This window comes from Campylobacter gastrosuis (assembly GCF_030249845.1).
GTDB classification, from domain to species: Bacteria; Campylobacterota; Campylobacteria; order Campylobacterales; family Campylobacteraceae; genus Campylobacter_A; species Campylobacter_A gastrosuis.
On record NZ_JANURM010000004.1, the window covers coordinates 112,955 to 128,077 of the forward strand.

Sequence of the window (15,123 nt, forward strand, 5' to 3'; positions counted from 1 at the left end):
AAATTGATTTTAGAGATACTTACATACCCAAATAAAAGACTATTTGAGCGTTCAGAAGAGGTTAGTGTTTTTGATGAGAATTTACACAAACTGCTTGATGATATGTATGATACGATGATAGCCAAAGAGGGCATAGGACTAGCTGCCATTCAGGTTGGCGTTAAGAGTAGAATTTTTATCATAAATCTCTTTAATGAAGAGAAAAAATGCCAAGATAAAGCCGATTTGATTGAGATTATAAACCCAGAATTTTTAGAAAAAAACGGCGAGAGCATCTATCAAGAGGGGTGCTTATCTGTGCCGGGATTTTATGAAGAGGTAAAACGAGCAGATAGCGTAAAAATCCGCTATCAAGACCGCTTTGGCAATACCAAAATTTTAGAAACAAACGGACTTTTAGCCATAGCACTTCAACACGAAAACGACCACCTAGACGGACACCTTTTTATTGAGCGTATCGGCTTTAACAAACGCAAAATTTTTGATAAAGAGTATAAAAAAGGCAAGAAGCAAGACAGACCTAAACACAGGCAAGTCGCCAAAAAAGAGCGATGAAGTCGCTACTTTGTGCCTCATACACAGATGGCGTTAGGGTCGTTCAGGTTGAGTCGGTTTTTACTAGGGGGCTACCTGGATTTAGCATTGTCGGACTTGCAAACACAAGCATAAAAGAGTCCGCCGAGCGCGTAAAAGCCGCACTCTCATCGCTAAATTTCTCCTTTGCCGCACAAAAAATCACGATAAATTTATCTCCGTCAGATTTGCCAAAAAACGGCTCACATTTTGATTTAGCAATAGCACTTTTAATCGCACTTCAAAAGTCGCAAAATTTAGAAAAAGTCTTTGTTTTTGGCGAGCTTGGACTTGACGGCAGTGTAAAAAGCACGGCAAATTTATTCTCAATCTTGCTATTTTTAAGCCAAAATGTAAGGGACGCAAAAATCATTGTCCCAAAAGAGATATCCTTTAAGGCAAGTGCTATACCAAATTTTGAAATTTATGGCGTTAGCACGCTTGCTGATGCGATTAGATTCTTTGAAGATAGCGAATTTGCAAGCAGTTTAAGGGAGCAAAAGAGCGATGAAATTTTAAAAGATGTGGTTGAGATTTGCGGTAAAAAATACCTGCCAAATAGAAATTTCGCCCTTGATTTTAAAGATGTTTTAGGTCAAGAAAGAGCCAAAAGAGGCTGTTTAATCTCGGCTGTTGGTATGCACAATATTATTTTTGAAGGTAGCCCCGGATGTGGCAAAAGTATGTGTGCTAAACGGCTAGTTCATATCCTGCCGCCTCAAAGCCTAGATGAGGTCTTAAATGCAGCCGCATATCGGTCGCTAAATATGCAAGATAGCGATTTTAACGCACTTAGACCCTTTCGCTCGCCTCATCACACCAGCACAAAAAGCTCCATTTTTGGTGGTGGCTCAAATGTAGCAAAAATTGGCGAGATAGCCCTTGCAAACGGCGGAGTGCTGTTTTTTGATGAATTTGTGCATTTTTCAAAGCAGATTATTGAGAGCCTTCGTGAGCCACTTGAAGATCACAAAATCCACATTGCACGTGTAAATTCCAAAGTCACTTATGATACGAAATTTATCCTAGCAGCCGCGCTTAACCCCTGTCCGTGCGGTAATTTGCTCTCAAAAAACCTAAGCTGTCGTTGCACTCCAAACGAGATAAAGCAATATAAATCGCGCCTTTCTGAGCCTATCCTTGACCGCATTGATTTATACGTGCAAATGGATGAAATTAGCCCAAGTGACAAGCCAAGCCTAAGCTCAAAACAGATGAGCGAGCTCGTGCTAAATGCCTTTAAATTTCAAAAAGAACGCTCACAAGATGAGCTAAATGCAAATTTAAGCGACAGCGAGGTGGCTAAATTTTGCGTTACTTATGATGACGCAAAAGCCACGCTAGATACGGCAGTATCAAGGTTTAGCCTATCTCAAAGGTCAATTAAAAAGACGCTAAAAGTGGCTAGAAGCATTGCGGATTTGGAGCAAAATGAGAAAATTTCAAAGCAAAATATCTTAGAAGCGCTTAGTTTTAGAACAAGGGAGATTTTGTGAAAAAGCTATTTTTAACCACCCAAAATTTAGATGAAAAAGCGGTAAAAAATTTAGGGCTAACCCACGAGCTTTTAATGGAAAACGCCGCTACAAATTTAGCAAATTTCGTGCGTAAAAAGCACAAAAAGGGTGCAAAAATTTTAGGCGTTTGTGGCAGTGGTAACAACGGCGCTGATGTGATAGCAGCCATTAGAATGTTAAAGGGCGATTATAAAGCAAGGCTGTTTTTAACGGCGGATAGTTTAAAACCACTTGCCAATTACCAGCTTAAAATCGCAAAAAATTTAGGCGTAAAAATCACTAAGAAAATCTCAAAAGCCGATTGCGTGATTGACGGCATTTTTGGCTCAGGGCTAAATAGAAAAATAGAACCAAAATATCAAAAAATCATCAAAAAGCTAAATCGCCTAAACGCCCACAAAATCGCTTGTGACGTGCCTAGTGGATTAAGCCAAAACGGCGAAATTTTAGGTGCTTGCTTTAAGGCTGATGATACGATTTGTATGGGCGGATTAAAGCTTGGGTGCTTTTCAGATGTGGCAAAGGACTTTGTTGGGCGAGTTAGAGTGGCAAATCTTGGCGTGAGTGCGAAAAAATTTCAGGGTAAAACAGGTAGCTTTTTGCTTACAAAAAGTGATTTAAAACTGCCATTTCGTAACAAAAACTGCGTAAATAAGGGCGATTTTGGACACGCTTTTATCATTGGTGGCGCGATGAGTGGAGCCGGGCATATTGCTGCCATTTCGGCTTTAAAAATGGGTGCTGGGCTAGTTAGCATAATTGGCAAAAGCCATAAAAATGAGATTATGAGCAGCGATAAGATTAGCCCTAAAATGAACGCTGGTGCCGTTGGTATGGGGCTTAGCGATGATGATATTGCTGGGCTTAGTTTTGAAATTTTAAGCCAAAAACGCCTTGTCATTGACGCTTCGCTTTGTAAAAATGAGCTTGTGGCTAAGCTTTTGGGGCTTAAAAATAGCATTATTACACCTCATCCAAGTGAGTTTTGCGCGCTTTTAAAAACGGCAAAAATCGCTGATATTAGCGTATCCGAGCTTCAAAAAAATCGCTTTTTTTACGCTAGGCAGTGGAGTTTGAAATTTAAGGGCGTTTTGGTGCTAAAAGGCGCAAACACGATAATTGCCAAAAAGGGTAAAATTTACATTATGCCCTTTGGTTCGCCCTGCCTTGCAAAGGGTGGCAGTGGGGACGTGCTTTCTGGGCTTTGCGTGTCGCTTTTAGCGCAGGGCTATAAGCCATTAAAAGCGGCGATTACAGCTACCCTAGCTCACGCACTAGCCGTTAAAAAGCACAAAAATAGTTACGCAATAACGCCAAAAGATATCATAAAAGGGGTAGAATGTTTAGCAAAAAGATAGCAGTTTTATTTAGTGGGAGTGGCTCAAATTTAGAGGCGATTTTATCAAAAATTCACGGCAAAATTTTTAACGGCGTAAAGCTTGAAGTAGCTGTTACGATTTGTAACAAATCAGGTGTTTATGGCATAGAAAGAGCCAAAAAATACGGACTTGAAACGATTATTATTGAAAATAAAAATTTCGCTACAAGAGAGGAATTTGACACGGCTTTGGTTAATAAGATTAAAAAACACGGCGTTGATTTGGTAGTTTTGGCTGGATTTATGCGGATTTTAACACCAGTTTTTACCTCACAAATTCGTGCCATAAACCTTCACCCCTCGCTTTTGCCACTATTTAAAGGCGCTCACGCCATAAAAGAGAGCTTTGAGAGCGATATGAAGGTCGGCGGAGTTTCGGTTCACTGGGTGAGCGAGGAGCTTGACGGCGGTAAAATCATCGCCCAAAGGGCCTTTGAGCGTGAGAAAGATATGAGTTTAGAAGCGTGGGAGGCTAAAATTCACGCCATAGAGCACGAAATTTTACCTGAAACGATAGTTGAAATTTTAACGAATAATTGATGAAAAAAAGCGTAATAGCAATTAGAACAAACCGCTGGGGTACCGATGAGGAGCGTATTTACACTCATCTTTTAAAGGTGTTTAATAAAGATGAAATTTTTGCCGTTATTGATGAGTTAAAGGGCGTTGTAAAAACGCCAAAATATATCCAAAAAATCAGCCTAAATGGCGAATTTTTAGCTCAAAACAACCTGCTTGACTACAAGCACCCAAGAAGCGTTGCTTGGCTTTGTGGCGACTATTTTTATTACGCTTTAAGCAAAAATGTCAATGCCGATTTTTATTATTTAATTGAGCCAGATGTCTTTATAAATTTTGACGATTTAAAGGGCTTTTTTGATACTCTAAATCAAAGAGATGATGACGCTCTTTTAGCAAACATCCACGAAACAAGAACAAATTCTGAGTGGTATGAGCCGATGAGATTGCTCTCGCCAAAGCCCTATGGTTGCCTATTTTCTTTTACTGGTCTTAGCCACAAGGCTATTGAGATTTGCCTAGATGAGCGTCAAAAAATCAGTGAAATTTACATATCTAAACAGGCATTTAGCCCAGAAAAAAATCCGCTTGGGCTTATTTTTGTAAATGATGAAACCTTAGTTACCACCACGCTTTATAAATTTGGCTTAAAGGTTGGTAATTTAAAGGAGATTTTTAGGGGTGCTTTTGACTATTATGGATTTAGGCAGTGGGTTTGTATGCCACTTACGTCGGAGCTACCAAAAGAGCAGGTAATGCACCCAGTTAGGAATTTAGACCGACTTGCTAATAGATTAATGGATAGCTTTAAAAAGATGCTAAATAGCGATGAAGCCCTAAAAAACAGCATAATAGATGAGCAAAGTGCCACGCATTTTGCCTCCATTTTTGCAGCCAAAGCGACCAGTGAGATTAGGGATAGAGTGATAAAATTCGCTCAAATTCGCACGACCTTATCTGGCTTGAAGTCGCTTATTATGCCACTTTTAAACGAAAGCGGGATTAACTACACCCTTTGGTTTTACGAACAAGAAATTTTAGTGCTTGATATAAAGCATAATAACAGCGTTTTAACGATAGATTTTGAGCTAAAAAATGGGCTTTTTAGGGGCATTGCCTTTGTAAGAGAGGGCGAGGGCAGGGCGTGGCTTGATAGCTTTAAAAGCAAACTATAAAGATGCAAGGCAAAACGGACATAAGTTGGAGCTTTTTAGGACAAATGGCGATTTTGGCTCAAAAATCGTTGAGGCTGTTGGCATAAATTTACGTTATTTTGTTTAAAAATTTTAAAAATATTTATCATTTAAAGCTAAAATTGGCAAAAATTTTAAAGGATAAAAAATGAGAAAATTTACACTTACAAAGCCAAACAGCAAACTTGCAATTTATGGCTTTAATCCCGGCGAGAGCGGACTTTTTGCCGTTAGCTCAACGATAATTGAAGGGCAAAATGAGATTATGCTAGTTGATGCCCAGTTTCAAAAAAGCGACGCAGAATTTTTGATAGAATATATCAAAAATACCGGCAAAAAGCTAAAATATATCTACATTAGCCACTTTGACCCGGACTTTTACTTTGGACTTGGCGAGATTGCTAGTGTGTTTGCTGACGCTAAAATCGTAGCTCGCCCTAGCACGATTAGCGGTATTAAGCGAAATTTGATTGGCAAAATGGAGTATTGGTTGCCGATTTTAAAGGAGCGAAACAACGCACCTAGATTTTTTATGCTCCCAGAGCCATTTTTAGATGAATTTTTTAAGATTGATGATGAAAAAATTTTGATAAAGGGCATTAAAAGAAACGAAGCAAAAACCTATCTTTTTTATCAAGAACAGGGCGTTTTATTCGGCGGTGCGTGGGTTTTTGGTGGCATTCATCTTTGGACTGCAAGCACCCCAACAAAACAGAGCAGGGCTGAGTGGATAGAAATTCTAAACGATATGATAGAGTTAAAGCCAAGCGTGGTCTTGCCAGCGCACTTTTTAGGGGAGCTAGATAGCGGTGTTTTGGAGTTTAATAAAGAGTATTTAAACACGCTTGAAAAGCAAATTTCGTTATCAAAAACAAGTGCCGAGCTAGAAGCAAAAATGCGTGAAATTTACCCAAATTTAAAGGGCGATAGCTATTTAGAGATCGGCTCAAAGGTCGTTACTGGCGAGATTGAGTGGCTTTGATGAAGCTAATTTTGGCATCAAATGAGTTTTTGGGCGACTATATTTTAAACGCCGAGCTTTGCAAGGTCGCAAATATCTCATCAAATGCCTATCTCTTTTGGCGTGGCGTGATTTCGGCTAGGACGCAAAATTCACGCACGATTTTTTTACACAAAAAGAGTCTGCCAAAAAAATATGAGCCATTTTTACCGCAATTAACGCCACTAGATGGACTTGTTTTAAGTAGCTCATTTTGCCTATTTACCGGGCTTTCAAGCTCTCATCTTACTCGCTCAAATGGCTCAAAATTTTATGATTTAGTTAAAATCACCGAAATTTGCGGTGTGAAATTTGTAAATTTAAAGAAATTTTATGATGATTTGGGTTTGAAATATGACCTGCAAATTTACATTGAAAAGTGCAAATTTTTCTCGCCAACGCCCTTTGAGAAGCGTATCAGGCTGACTGATACGCTATGTTTGGGCTATTATTAGTTTATAAATTTAACGATATCGCCAAGGTTTCTGCGGTATTTTGGTGGCTGTTCGTTTAGGCGGTAGCCAAATGGCACCATTAGCGAGAGCCTTTGTTTTTTGGTGTCAATGCCTAAAATTTCTTCAACCGCCTCACGCTCAAATCCAGCTATCGCACAGCTATCAATGCCCTTAAATGCGGCTGCGTTCATCATATTTAGGGCTAAAAACATACATTGAGAATTTGCCTATTCAAAGACTAATTTATCATCGTCGTTAAAGCTTTGTTTTAAGAAATTTTTATAAAAAGCGACCCTTTTTGCCTTCTCTTCTTCGTTTTTATCAGGGCGTCTAGTAATCATCGCTTCAATGTAAGGAGCGTCGGTTTTTAAGTCCGCAACTTTTGCTAAAATCACGACTAAATGCGAACAAGTCGTCATTTGTGGCTGATTCCAGCTTTTTTCGCGGATTTTTTGTCTAAGTGCCTCGTTTTGCACGACTAAAATATCCCATTGTTCAAGCCCCATTGAGCTAGGGCTTAGTCTGCCCGCCTCTAAAATGTAGTTAAAATCGTCATCGCTTATCTTTTTTGACTCATCAAAAATTTTGCAAGCGTGGCGAAAATTTAAGATCTCTAAATAATCTTTCATCGTTTATCCTTTCAAAGTTTTTTTGCAATTTCGCTGAAATTTAAAATTTTTCTAGCCGATAAAATCTCTTTTTTATTAATATCGGCTATCATCATCTCTTCGCTGTCATTTAGCCTTTGAGTGATCTCGCCAAATGGCGTTATTACCATACTATCGCCGTAAAATTCCCAAACTTCATCGCTGTTTTTTCGTTTGTAATTACCGATACGATTTGCCCTTAAAATGTAAAAATTATTAATAAAAGCTCTCATTTTTAAAAGCTCTGCCCAACGCTCTTTGCTACCAAAAGTGCAAGCACTTGGCACGAGCAGGGCGTCAATGCCTTTTTTTTGCATAAAGCTAAAACTAGCGTCAAAATGCGTTTCAAAGCCAAACATAACGCCAAATTTTAGCCCTTCGTGCTTAAATGTGAGAAAATTTAACTCGCCCATTTTGTTTGCAAAGAATTTTCTCTCAGACCAGTGAGGGTAGGAGATTAGGATTTGTTGTTCGTAAAATTTACCGCCGCTGCTTGAAATTTTGGCGATGACCTTTAAAATTTCATTGCCACGCACCAAAATTAGGGGCGAAATTATGGTTAAATCATATTTTTTTGCTAGGTTTAAAAGCGAGTTTTTTTTCTCATCGCTCTGCTTTTTTATCATACTTTTTGGCATTATTTCAAGCTCTTTAAAGAAGCTATTTAGCACGTATTCACCAAGCAAGACAAGATTTGCACCGCTATTTTTGCAGGTTTTTAGGTAGTAATCAAGCCTAGCCTCGCTTAATGAGAGCGTGGGGAGCTGTAAAATCGCAACCTTACTCATCTACGCTCACAACTTCTAGCTTAGCTTTTTCTAAAATTTCTCTTGCCTCTTCAATTAAAACCTGCCCCTGTTTGTGAAGTGCTATGCTTTGTGCTAGGGTCAGCTCATCTTTGTTTAGATTTGCTAAAATCTCTTCTGCTTTTTTTATCTTTTCTTCAAAATTTTCACTCATTTTTACCCTCCAAAATTTCTCGGACATAATTTTCAAATTTATCAACTTCAACCAAAAATGCGTCGTGTCCGTAGTCGCTATCAATTAAAATATACTCGCATTTTGCCTTGCCGATTTGCTTTAAATTCTTGCCAATCTCGCTCATACAGCTTGGCGGGAAGAGGATATCGCCACTAAATGCGATTAGCGTGATATCTGAAACTATGGGCGTTAGTGCATCTTTTAGGCTATCATAATGGCGTGTGCAGTCAAAGATATTCATCATTTTTGTGATGTAAAGATAGCTTAATGGGTCAAAGCGTTTTGGGAAATTATAGCCATTATACTCCATATAAGTATCCACGCTAAATCTGCCAAAAAGCTCGTAAAGTCCGTCTGTGGCGACATAATTTCTGCCAAATTTTGCGTCCATTGAATCTGGGCTTAAAAAGCTAATATGCCCAGCCATTCGCCCATAGGCTAAGCCCTTTAAGCCGTTTTGGCGGATAAAATTTGCGTCATATTCGCCGTTTTTAAACTCTGGGTCGTTTATAATCGCTTCGGTTGCGATTTTATTAAACGCTATCGCCCAAGGCTTGGTCTGATAGGTGCTTGCCATTATTATGGTGTGCGTGGCAAATTTTGGGAATTCAATCGCAAAACATAGCGCTTGCATACCGCCTAAACTACCGCCAATAACGGCGTGAGCGTGATAAATACCAAGCTTAGCAAACAGCCTAATTTGGGCTTTTACCACGTCGCTAATCGTTAGAACTGGGAATTTTAGCCTGTATTCACGCTTTGTGTCTGGATTTATGCTTAAAGGCGAGGTTGAGCCGTGTGGCGAGCCAAGAATACTAACGCAAATGACAAAAAATTTATCCGTATCCACCGCTTTAGCGCTACCGATAAGTGCGTCCCACCAACCTTTTTTATCATCGTTTTGATACTGCCCAGCGGCGTGGTGTGAGCCAGTTAGGGCGTGGCAGATGACGATGACGTTTGATTTATCAGCGTTTAAAACGCCGTAAGTTTCATAGACTAGCTCGTAGCTACTTAAAATTCGCCCACTCTCTAAGTAGAGTGGCTCATCAAATTTAGCACGGCTAGTCTTTAAATTTAGCATTAATTGACTTTATAATTTGGTGCTTCGTGCGTGATAACTACGTCGTGAACGTGGCTCTCTTTAAGTCCAGCACTTGTAATCTCAACAAACTCGGCTCTTTCTTGAAGTGTGGCGATATCTTTTGCACCAACATAGCCCATAGCCGAGCGAAGTCCGCCTAAGAGCTGATGAATGACGTCCTTCATACTGCCTTTAAACGGCACACGCCCCTCAATGCCCTCAGGCACTAGCTTTTCACTTGCTGTGCCCTCTTGAAAGTATCTGTCGCTGCTACCACGGCTCATCGCTCCGATTGAGCCCATACCGCGGTAGGCTTTGTATTGTCTGCCTTGATGAGTGATGACCTCGCCCGGAGTTTCTTCACAACCAGCTAACAAACTACCAGCCATAACGCAACTAGCCCCTGCTGCTAGGGCTTTTGCGATATCGCCAGAGTATTTAAGTCCGCCATCAGCCGTAACTGGTATGCCGTATTTTGCGGCCTCACTAGCACAATCATCAATGGCTGAAATTTGAGGCACGCCAACACCAGCAACAATGCGAGTGGTGCAGATTGAGCCGGGTCCAATGCCTACCTTGATGCCGTCAGCACCGGCCTTAGCTAAGTCTTTAACGGCAGCTGGATTTGCGATATTGCCAACGACAACATCAACGCCTTTAAATTTCGCCTTTATCTCTTTAAGCGTGTCAATAATGCCCTTTGAGTGGCCGTGTGCTGAGTCCATTACAATCACATCAACCCCAGCATCAACTAACGCCTCCACCCTATCAAGCTGACCCACGCCAACGGCGGCTGCGACCCTAAGTCTGCCATAGCTGTCTTTGTTTGCGTTTGGATACTCTTTGCGTTTTTTAAGGTCTTTTATCGTGATAAGTCCGTCAAGTCTGCCGTTTTCATCAACGATAGGAAGCTTTTCAACCCTGTTTTGGCTAAAAATTTTCTCCGCATCATCAAGCGTGCAACCCTTTGGAGCCGTAATCAGCGGTGCTTTTGTCATACGCTCTTTAACCTTTATCGTGCGGTCAGTTTCAAATCTAAGATCGCGATTTGTTAAAATTCCTATTAATTTATGCGTATCATCAACAACTGGCACACCAGAGATATGAAGCTCTGACATTAGGTTTAACGCCTCGCCAATCGTGGCGTCTGGCTTTATAAAAATCGGATCAATTATAACGCCACTTTCGCTTTTTTTCACACGCTTTACCTCTTTTGCCTGAGAGGCTATGTCCATATTTTTATGAATCACGCCAATACCGCCAAGACGCGCCATCATAATCGCCGCTCTATGCTCTGTAACCGTATCCATAGCGGCTGAAACGATAGGGACGTTTAGCGTGACATTTTTGCTAAATTTGCTCTTTATATCAACCTGTTTTGGCAAAATTTCAGAGTATTGTGGCACTAAAAGGACATCTTCAAATGTCAAAGCACGTTTAATTATCTTCATCTTTATCCTTTCACTATGTTTTCTAGGCTCTTTGCGCCGTCTATTAGGGTCTGCTCGTCGTATGCTTTGGCTATGAGCTGGGCTGAAATGCTTAGGTTGTTGTTCGCTTTTGCAACTGGCACCGATATGGCTGGTAGTCCGGCTAAATTTACGCTTATTGTGTAAATATCGCTTAGATAGGCAGTCAGTGGGTCTTTAAGTGCGCCAAATTTCACACAAGCCGTTGGCGAAACTGGCATAAAAATAAGGTCAGCTTCACTTAAAATCGCCTCGTATTGTGCCTTTATGTGAGCCCTTGCCTTTTGTGCCTTTATGTAGTAAGCGTCGTAATATCCGCTACTTAAAACAAATGTGCCAAGCAAAATTCTCCTTTTTACCTCTTCGCCAAAGCCCTCGCTCCTTGAATTTACATAAAGCTCTTTTAAATTTTTAGCCTCAGCGCGTCTGCCGTATCTAACGCCGTCATATCTGCTTAAATTCGCACTCGCTTCGGCTGTTGCGATGATGTAGTAGGTCGCAACGTCATATTTTGAGTCCTCTAAATTTCTAAAAATTACGTTGTGTCCGTGAGATTTTAGCTTCTCAATTGTGCTTAAAAGTGCGGTTTTTACCTCGTCATCGGCGTTTTTAACGTAGTTTTCAATTACGCAAATTGTTAGCTTTTTTTGTGCGTCTATCTTATCGCTAATGCTTGCAAACTCAACATTTGCACTCGTGCTGTCTTTATTATCATATCCAGCGATTGCGTCGTATAAAATGGCAGCGTCCTCAACGTTTTGTGCTATGGGGCCGATTTGATCAAGGCTTGATGAGTATGCAGCAAGTCCATATCTGCTAACCCTGCCGTAAGTTGGCTTAAAGCCCACGCAACCGCAAAATGCGGCTGGTTGGCGGATACTGCCACCCGTGTCGCTACCAAGTGCGGCAATTGCTAAGCCACTTGCGACTGCTGCTGCTGAGCCACCGCTTGATCCACCCGGCACAAATTCGTGATTTAGCGGATTTAGCGTTTTACCATAAAAACTGCTCTCTGTTGTGCTACCCATTGCAAATTCGTCCATATTTGTGCGACCAAATGGGGCAAGGTTGTGTTTTAGCAAATTTTCAATGGCAGTGGCGTTGTATGGGGCGACGTAGCCTTGAAGAATGTTTGAAGCGCACGTTACTGCCCAGCCATTTACTTGGATATTATCTTTTATGGCAATTGGCACGCCCTCGCCAAATTTGGCTAGTGGCAAACCTGCTAACTGCTCAACATAAGCGCCTATTTTGCTCTCTTTTTGTATGCGATTTTCAAGCTCGGTGCGTAAATTTTTAATCTCCTCGCTTGAAAGTTTTAATGCCTCTTTTAAACTTATCACTTCTTATCCTTAAATTTATTAACTAATAAAATTCCAACAGCCGTGAAAGCTAAAATCACGACTATCGTGCCGATTATCACGCTAAATGGGGCTGGCTGGTTAAGACTAGCAAACACCGCTTAAAACCTTTGCACATCTATCACACGGCTCATTTTCACTCACGCTTACAAATTTCCAGCATCTTGGGCATTTGTGAGCTGTTGAGAGAACAATCTTAAATTTCACGCTATCAATCTCAAACTCTGCTAACGCCTTAGATTCATCAATTTTATTAACCCTGCTTACCATATAAAAGTCGCTTATATCGGTGCTATCAAGGGCTAAAATTTCAGCGGAGCTGGTTTGTAAATCAAGCTCCAATGTTGATTTTATCACCTTATCTTTTTTAAGCACGTCAATTAACTCAAAAAATTTAGCACGGCTTAATAAAATCAGCTCATCATCAACGCTAAAATCAAAATTTAACGGCTCATAAACTAGGTCAAAGGCGTCTTTGAAATTTTGCTTGATGATTTTTGGAGCGTAGTCCATAACCTCATCAATTGTGTATGTTAAAGTAGGTGCTAAAAGCGGTAAGAGCGAACGTGTTATTAACGCCATAGCCGATTGTGCCGAGCGTCTTTGTTTGCCGTTTTTGCTGTCGCAGTAAAGGCGGTCTTTGCAAATATCAAGGTAAATTCCGCTTAAATCGGCTGATAGAAAATTTAAAAGCACGTTAAAGCCCTTTGAAAAATCATAGCTTCTAAATGCTCTCTCTGCCTCATCAAACGCGCGTTTAGCACGGCTTAAAATCCACTTATCAAGCAGGTTAAAATCTGTTGTAATCTCGTCTAAATCATTGACATTTGCTAGTAAAAATCTTATCGTGTTTCTTATTTTTCTGTATTGTTCGCTGACTTGTTTTAGGATATTATCGCCAATTTTTAGGTCGCCAGAGTAGTCGCTAAGTCCGACCCAAAGGCGTAAAATTTCAACGCCGTGCTCCTTTGCCACGTCTTGTGGAGCGATGACGTTGCCCTTGCTTTTGCTCATCTTCTCGCCCTTGCTATCAACGGTAAATCCGTGCGTTAAAACCGCCTTGTAAGGGGCTTTTTCATTAACTGCTGTGCTTACAAGAAGTGAGCTTTGAAACCAGCCCCTATGCTGGTCTGAACCCTCTAAATACATACTGGCTGGATACGCGCCGCTATCGTAGTTTTGGCTTTGTAAGACCGCTTGCCACGTTGAGCCACTATCAAACCAAACGTCAAGTATATCCATAACTTTTTCTAAATTTTCTGGCTTATATTTTGAAGCTGGATTTAAAAGCTCGCTAATCTCTAAATCCCACCACGCATCAGCACCTTTAACGTCAAAAATTTTTGCCACGTAGTCTAAAACATCGGCATCAAAAATTGGCTCTTTTGTCGCTTTGTCCCTAAAAAAGGCGATTGGCACACCCCAGTCACGTTGGCGTGAGATACACCAGTCTGGGCGATTTTGTATCATTGAGCCTATTCTTTTTACGCCACTTGCTGGGTAAAATTTCACATTTTCAAGCTCGTTTAACGCAACCTCTCTAAGCGTTTTAGAGCCTAGTTTTGCCTCATCCATCGTGATAAACCACTGCTTTGTGGCTCTGTAAATTACTGGCTTGTGAGTTCGCCAACAATGAGGATATGAGTGTGTAAATTTTGAGGCGTGAAGCAGATTTTTACCTAAAATTTCTAAAATTTTATCATTTGCTTTAAAGATATGAAGCCCCACAAACTCATCAACCACGTCCGCTCTAAACAGCCCTTTGGCTTTTAGCGTTTCATCATAAAGTCCGCCGTCATCAACAGGCATTAAAACTTCGCTAATGCCGTTTTTTAGACACACATAGTAGTCATCTTCGCCGTGACCTGGTGCGGTATGAACTAGCCCAGTCCCGCCGTCGGTGGTAACGTGCTCGCCTAGTAAAAACTGCGATTTTCTGCCGTTTAGCGGATTTATGGCGTGAAGTTTTTCTATTTCTTGGGCTTTAAATTCTTGTTTAATCTCGCCGTTTGTTAGCCCAAGTTTTACTAAATTTTCAAGCAAAGCCTTTGCAAAGATTAAATTTTCAGCCGTTAGGACGTAAATTTCATCTGGATTTAGGCTGATTGCCTGATTTGCTGGCAAAGTCCAAGGCGTGGTCGTCCAGATAACTGCATTTGCCTCTTTTACGTTAAGTTTATTTAGTGCGTCTGTATCAAGGTTAAAGGCGACGTAAATTGAGTGGTCTTCTTTATCCTCATACTCAACCTCGGCTTCTGCCAGTGCTGAGCGCGCTGCCCAGCTCCAATAAACTGGCTTACTTCGTTCAATCAAAAGCCCCTTTTTAGCTATCTCACATAAGGCTCTGTAAATGTCGGCTTCAAACTCAAATTTCATCGTTAAATACGGATTTTCAAAGTCGCCAATCACGCCAAGTGATTTAAACTCATCGCCTTGAATTTTTATAAATTCACGTGCGTGAGCCCTACAATGCTCTCTAATCTCGCTCTTACTTAGGCTCTTTTTTTTCTCGCCAAGCTTTACTTCAACCTGCTGTTCTATCGGCAGTCCGTGGCAGTCCCAGCCCGGCACGTAGCGGATATTTTCGCCAAAAAAGTAGTGTGTTTTTGTAATGATGTCTTTTAAAATTTTATTTAAGGCGTGTCCGATATGTAGGCGTCCGTTTGCATAAGGCGGGCCGTCGTGGATAGCAAAAAATTTCTCGGCATTTTTGCGATTTTGTTTCATTTTTTCATAAATTTTACGCTCGTTGTGCCACGAATTTATGCGTTCTGGCTCGTTTTGGGGCAGGTTTGCACGCATTGGAAATTCAGTAGCAGGGAGCAAAAGAGTATCTTTGTAGTCCATAATTTTACCTTGTAAATAAATTTGCAGATTGTATCTTAAAGTGTGTTATATAGGGCTTAAAATTTTAAAAAAGTGGTATAATTTGGCAAAAACAGGGGG

The 15,123-nt window shown here is 40.7% G+C and carries 14 protein-coding genes and 1 pseudogene; 8 read left to right on the plus strand and 7 right to left on the minus strand.

Annotation, left to right across the window (positions count from 1 at the left end; translation table 11 throughout):
- Positions 1–3 precede the first annotated feature (3 nt).
- The 8 genes from def to cheQ are packed head-to-tail and all read left to right on the plus strand — an operon-like array spanning position 4 to position 6,635.
- Positions 4–555: a peptide deformylase gene (gene def / locus NYG85_RS05370; RefSeq protein ID WP_284937461.1), complete on the plus strand. Its 552-nt coding sequence runs from the start codon at positions 4–6 to the stop codon at positions 553–555.
- Positions 552–2,069 carry a YifB family Mg chelatase-like AAA ATPase gene (locus NYG85_RS05375; protein ID WP_284937462.1) on the plus strand — a complete coding sequence of 506 codons (1,518 nt, stop codon included), beginning with the start codon at positions 552–554 and terminating at the stop codon, positions 2,067–2,069. The genes def and NYG85_RS05375 overlap by 4 nt, the downstream gene beginning before the upstream one ends.
- The gene (locus NYG85_RS05380) at positions 2,066–3,448 is read left to right on the plus strand and encodes an NAD(P)H-hydrate dehydratase (RefSeq protein WP_284937463.1); all 1,383 of its coding nucleotides are present in this window, start codon (positions 2,066–2,068) and stop codon (positions 3,446–3,448) included. The genes NYG85_RS05375 and NYG85_RS05380 overlap by 4 nt, the downstream gene beginning before the upstream one ends.
- Positions 3,430–4,008: a phosphoribosylglycinamide formyltransferase gene (purN, locus tag NYG85_RS05385; protein WP_284937464.1), complete on the plus strand. Its 579-nt coding sequence runs from the start codon at positions 3,430–3,432 to the stop codon at positions 4,006–4,008. Before NYG85_RS05380 ends, purN begins: the two co-directional genes overlap by 19 nt.
- Positions 4,008–5,162, plus strand: coding sequence for a hypothetical protein (locus tag NYG85_RS05390; RefSeq protein ID WP_284937465.1), 1,155 nt, complete (start codon positions 4,008–4,010; stop codon positions 5,160–5,162). The genes purN and NYG85_RS05390 overlap by 1 nt, the downstream gene beginning before the upstream one ends.
- On the plus strand, positions 5,137–5,268 hold the full coding sequence (locus NYG85_RS05395; protein WP_284937466.1) for a hypothetical protein: 132 nt from the start codon (positions 5,137–5,139) through the stop codon (positions 5,266–5,268). The genes NYG85_RS05390 and NYG85_RS05395 overlap by 26 nt, the downstream gene beginning before the upstream one ends.
- Before the next feature lie 60 nt (positions 5,269–5,328).
- Positions 5,329–6,162: an MBL fold metallo-hydrolase gene (locus tag NYG85_RS05400; RefSeq protein ID WP_284937467.1), complete on the plus strand. Its 834-nt coding sequence runs from the start codon at positions 5,329–5,331 to the stop codon at positions 6,160–6,162.
- The gene (cheQ, locus tag NYG85_RS05405; RefSeq protein WP_284937468.1) at positions 6,159–6,635 is read left to right on the plus strand and encodes a cheVAW transcriptional regulator CheQ; all 477 of its coding nucleotides are present in this window, start codon (positions 6,159–6,161) and stop codon (positions 6,633–6,635) included. Before NYG85_RS05400 ends, cheQ begins: the two co-directional genes overlap by 4 nt.
- Here the strand turns inward: cheQ and NYG85_RS05410 are convergent.
- From NYG85_RS05410 to ileS, 7 genes and pseudogenes are all read right to left on the minus strand, one after another.
- A pseudogene (locus tag NYG85_RS05410) lies at positions 6,632–7,264 on the minus strand (NAD(P)H-dependent oxidoreductase). The gene cheQ and the pseudogene NYG85_RS05410 overlap by 4 nt on opposite strands.
- 11 nt (positions 7,265–7,275) lie before the next feature.
- Positions 7,276–8,070, minus strand: a complete 795-nt coding sequence (locus NYG85_RS05415) for a carbon-nitrogen hydrolase family protein (protein WP_284937469.1) — start codon at positions 8,068–8,070, stop codon at positions 7,276–7,278.
- Positions 8,063–8,242, minus strand: coding sequence for an exodeoxyribonuclease VII small subunit (gene xseB / locus NYG85_RS05420; protein ID WP_284937470.1), 180 nt, complete (start codon positions 8,240–8,242; stop codon positions 8,063–8,065). The genes NYG85_RS05415 and xseB overlap by 8 nt, the downstream gene beginning before the upstream one ends.
- Entirely contained in the window at positions 8,235–9,347 is a 1,113-nt protein-coding gene (gene metX, locus NYG85_RS05425) for a homoserine O-acetyltransferase MetX (protein WP_284937471.1), read from the minus strand. Before metX ends, xseB begins: the two co-directional genes overlap by 8 nt.
- Positions 9,347–10,798 carry an IMP dehydrogenase gene (guaB, locus tag NYG85_RS05430; RefSeq protein ID WP_284937472.1) on the minus strand — a complete coding sequence of 484 codons (1,452 nt, stop codon included), beginning with the start codon at positions 10,796–10,798 and terminating at the stop codon, positions 9,347–9,349. The genes metX and guaB overlap by 1 nt, the downstream gene beginning before the upstream one ends.
- A gap of 2 nt (positions 10,799–10,800) precedes the next feature.
- The gene (gatA, locus tag NYG85_RS05435; RefSeq protein WP_284937473.1) at positions 10,801–12,159 is read right to left on the minus strand and encodes an Asp-tRNA(Asn)/Glu-tRNA(Gln) amidotransferase subunit GatA; all 1,359 of its coding nucleotides are present in this window, start codon (positions 12,157–12,159) and stop codon (positions 10,801–10,803) included.
- 105 nt (positions 12,160–12,264) lie between these two features.
- Positions 12,265–15,024, minus strand: a complete 2,760-nt coding sequence (ileS, locus tag NYG85_RS05440; RefSeq protein ID WP_284937474.1) for an isoleucine--tRNA ligase — start codon at positions 15,022–15,024, stop codon at positions 12,265–12,267.
- Positions 15,025–15,123 lie beyond the last annotated feature (99 nt).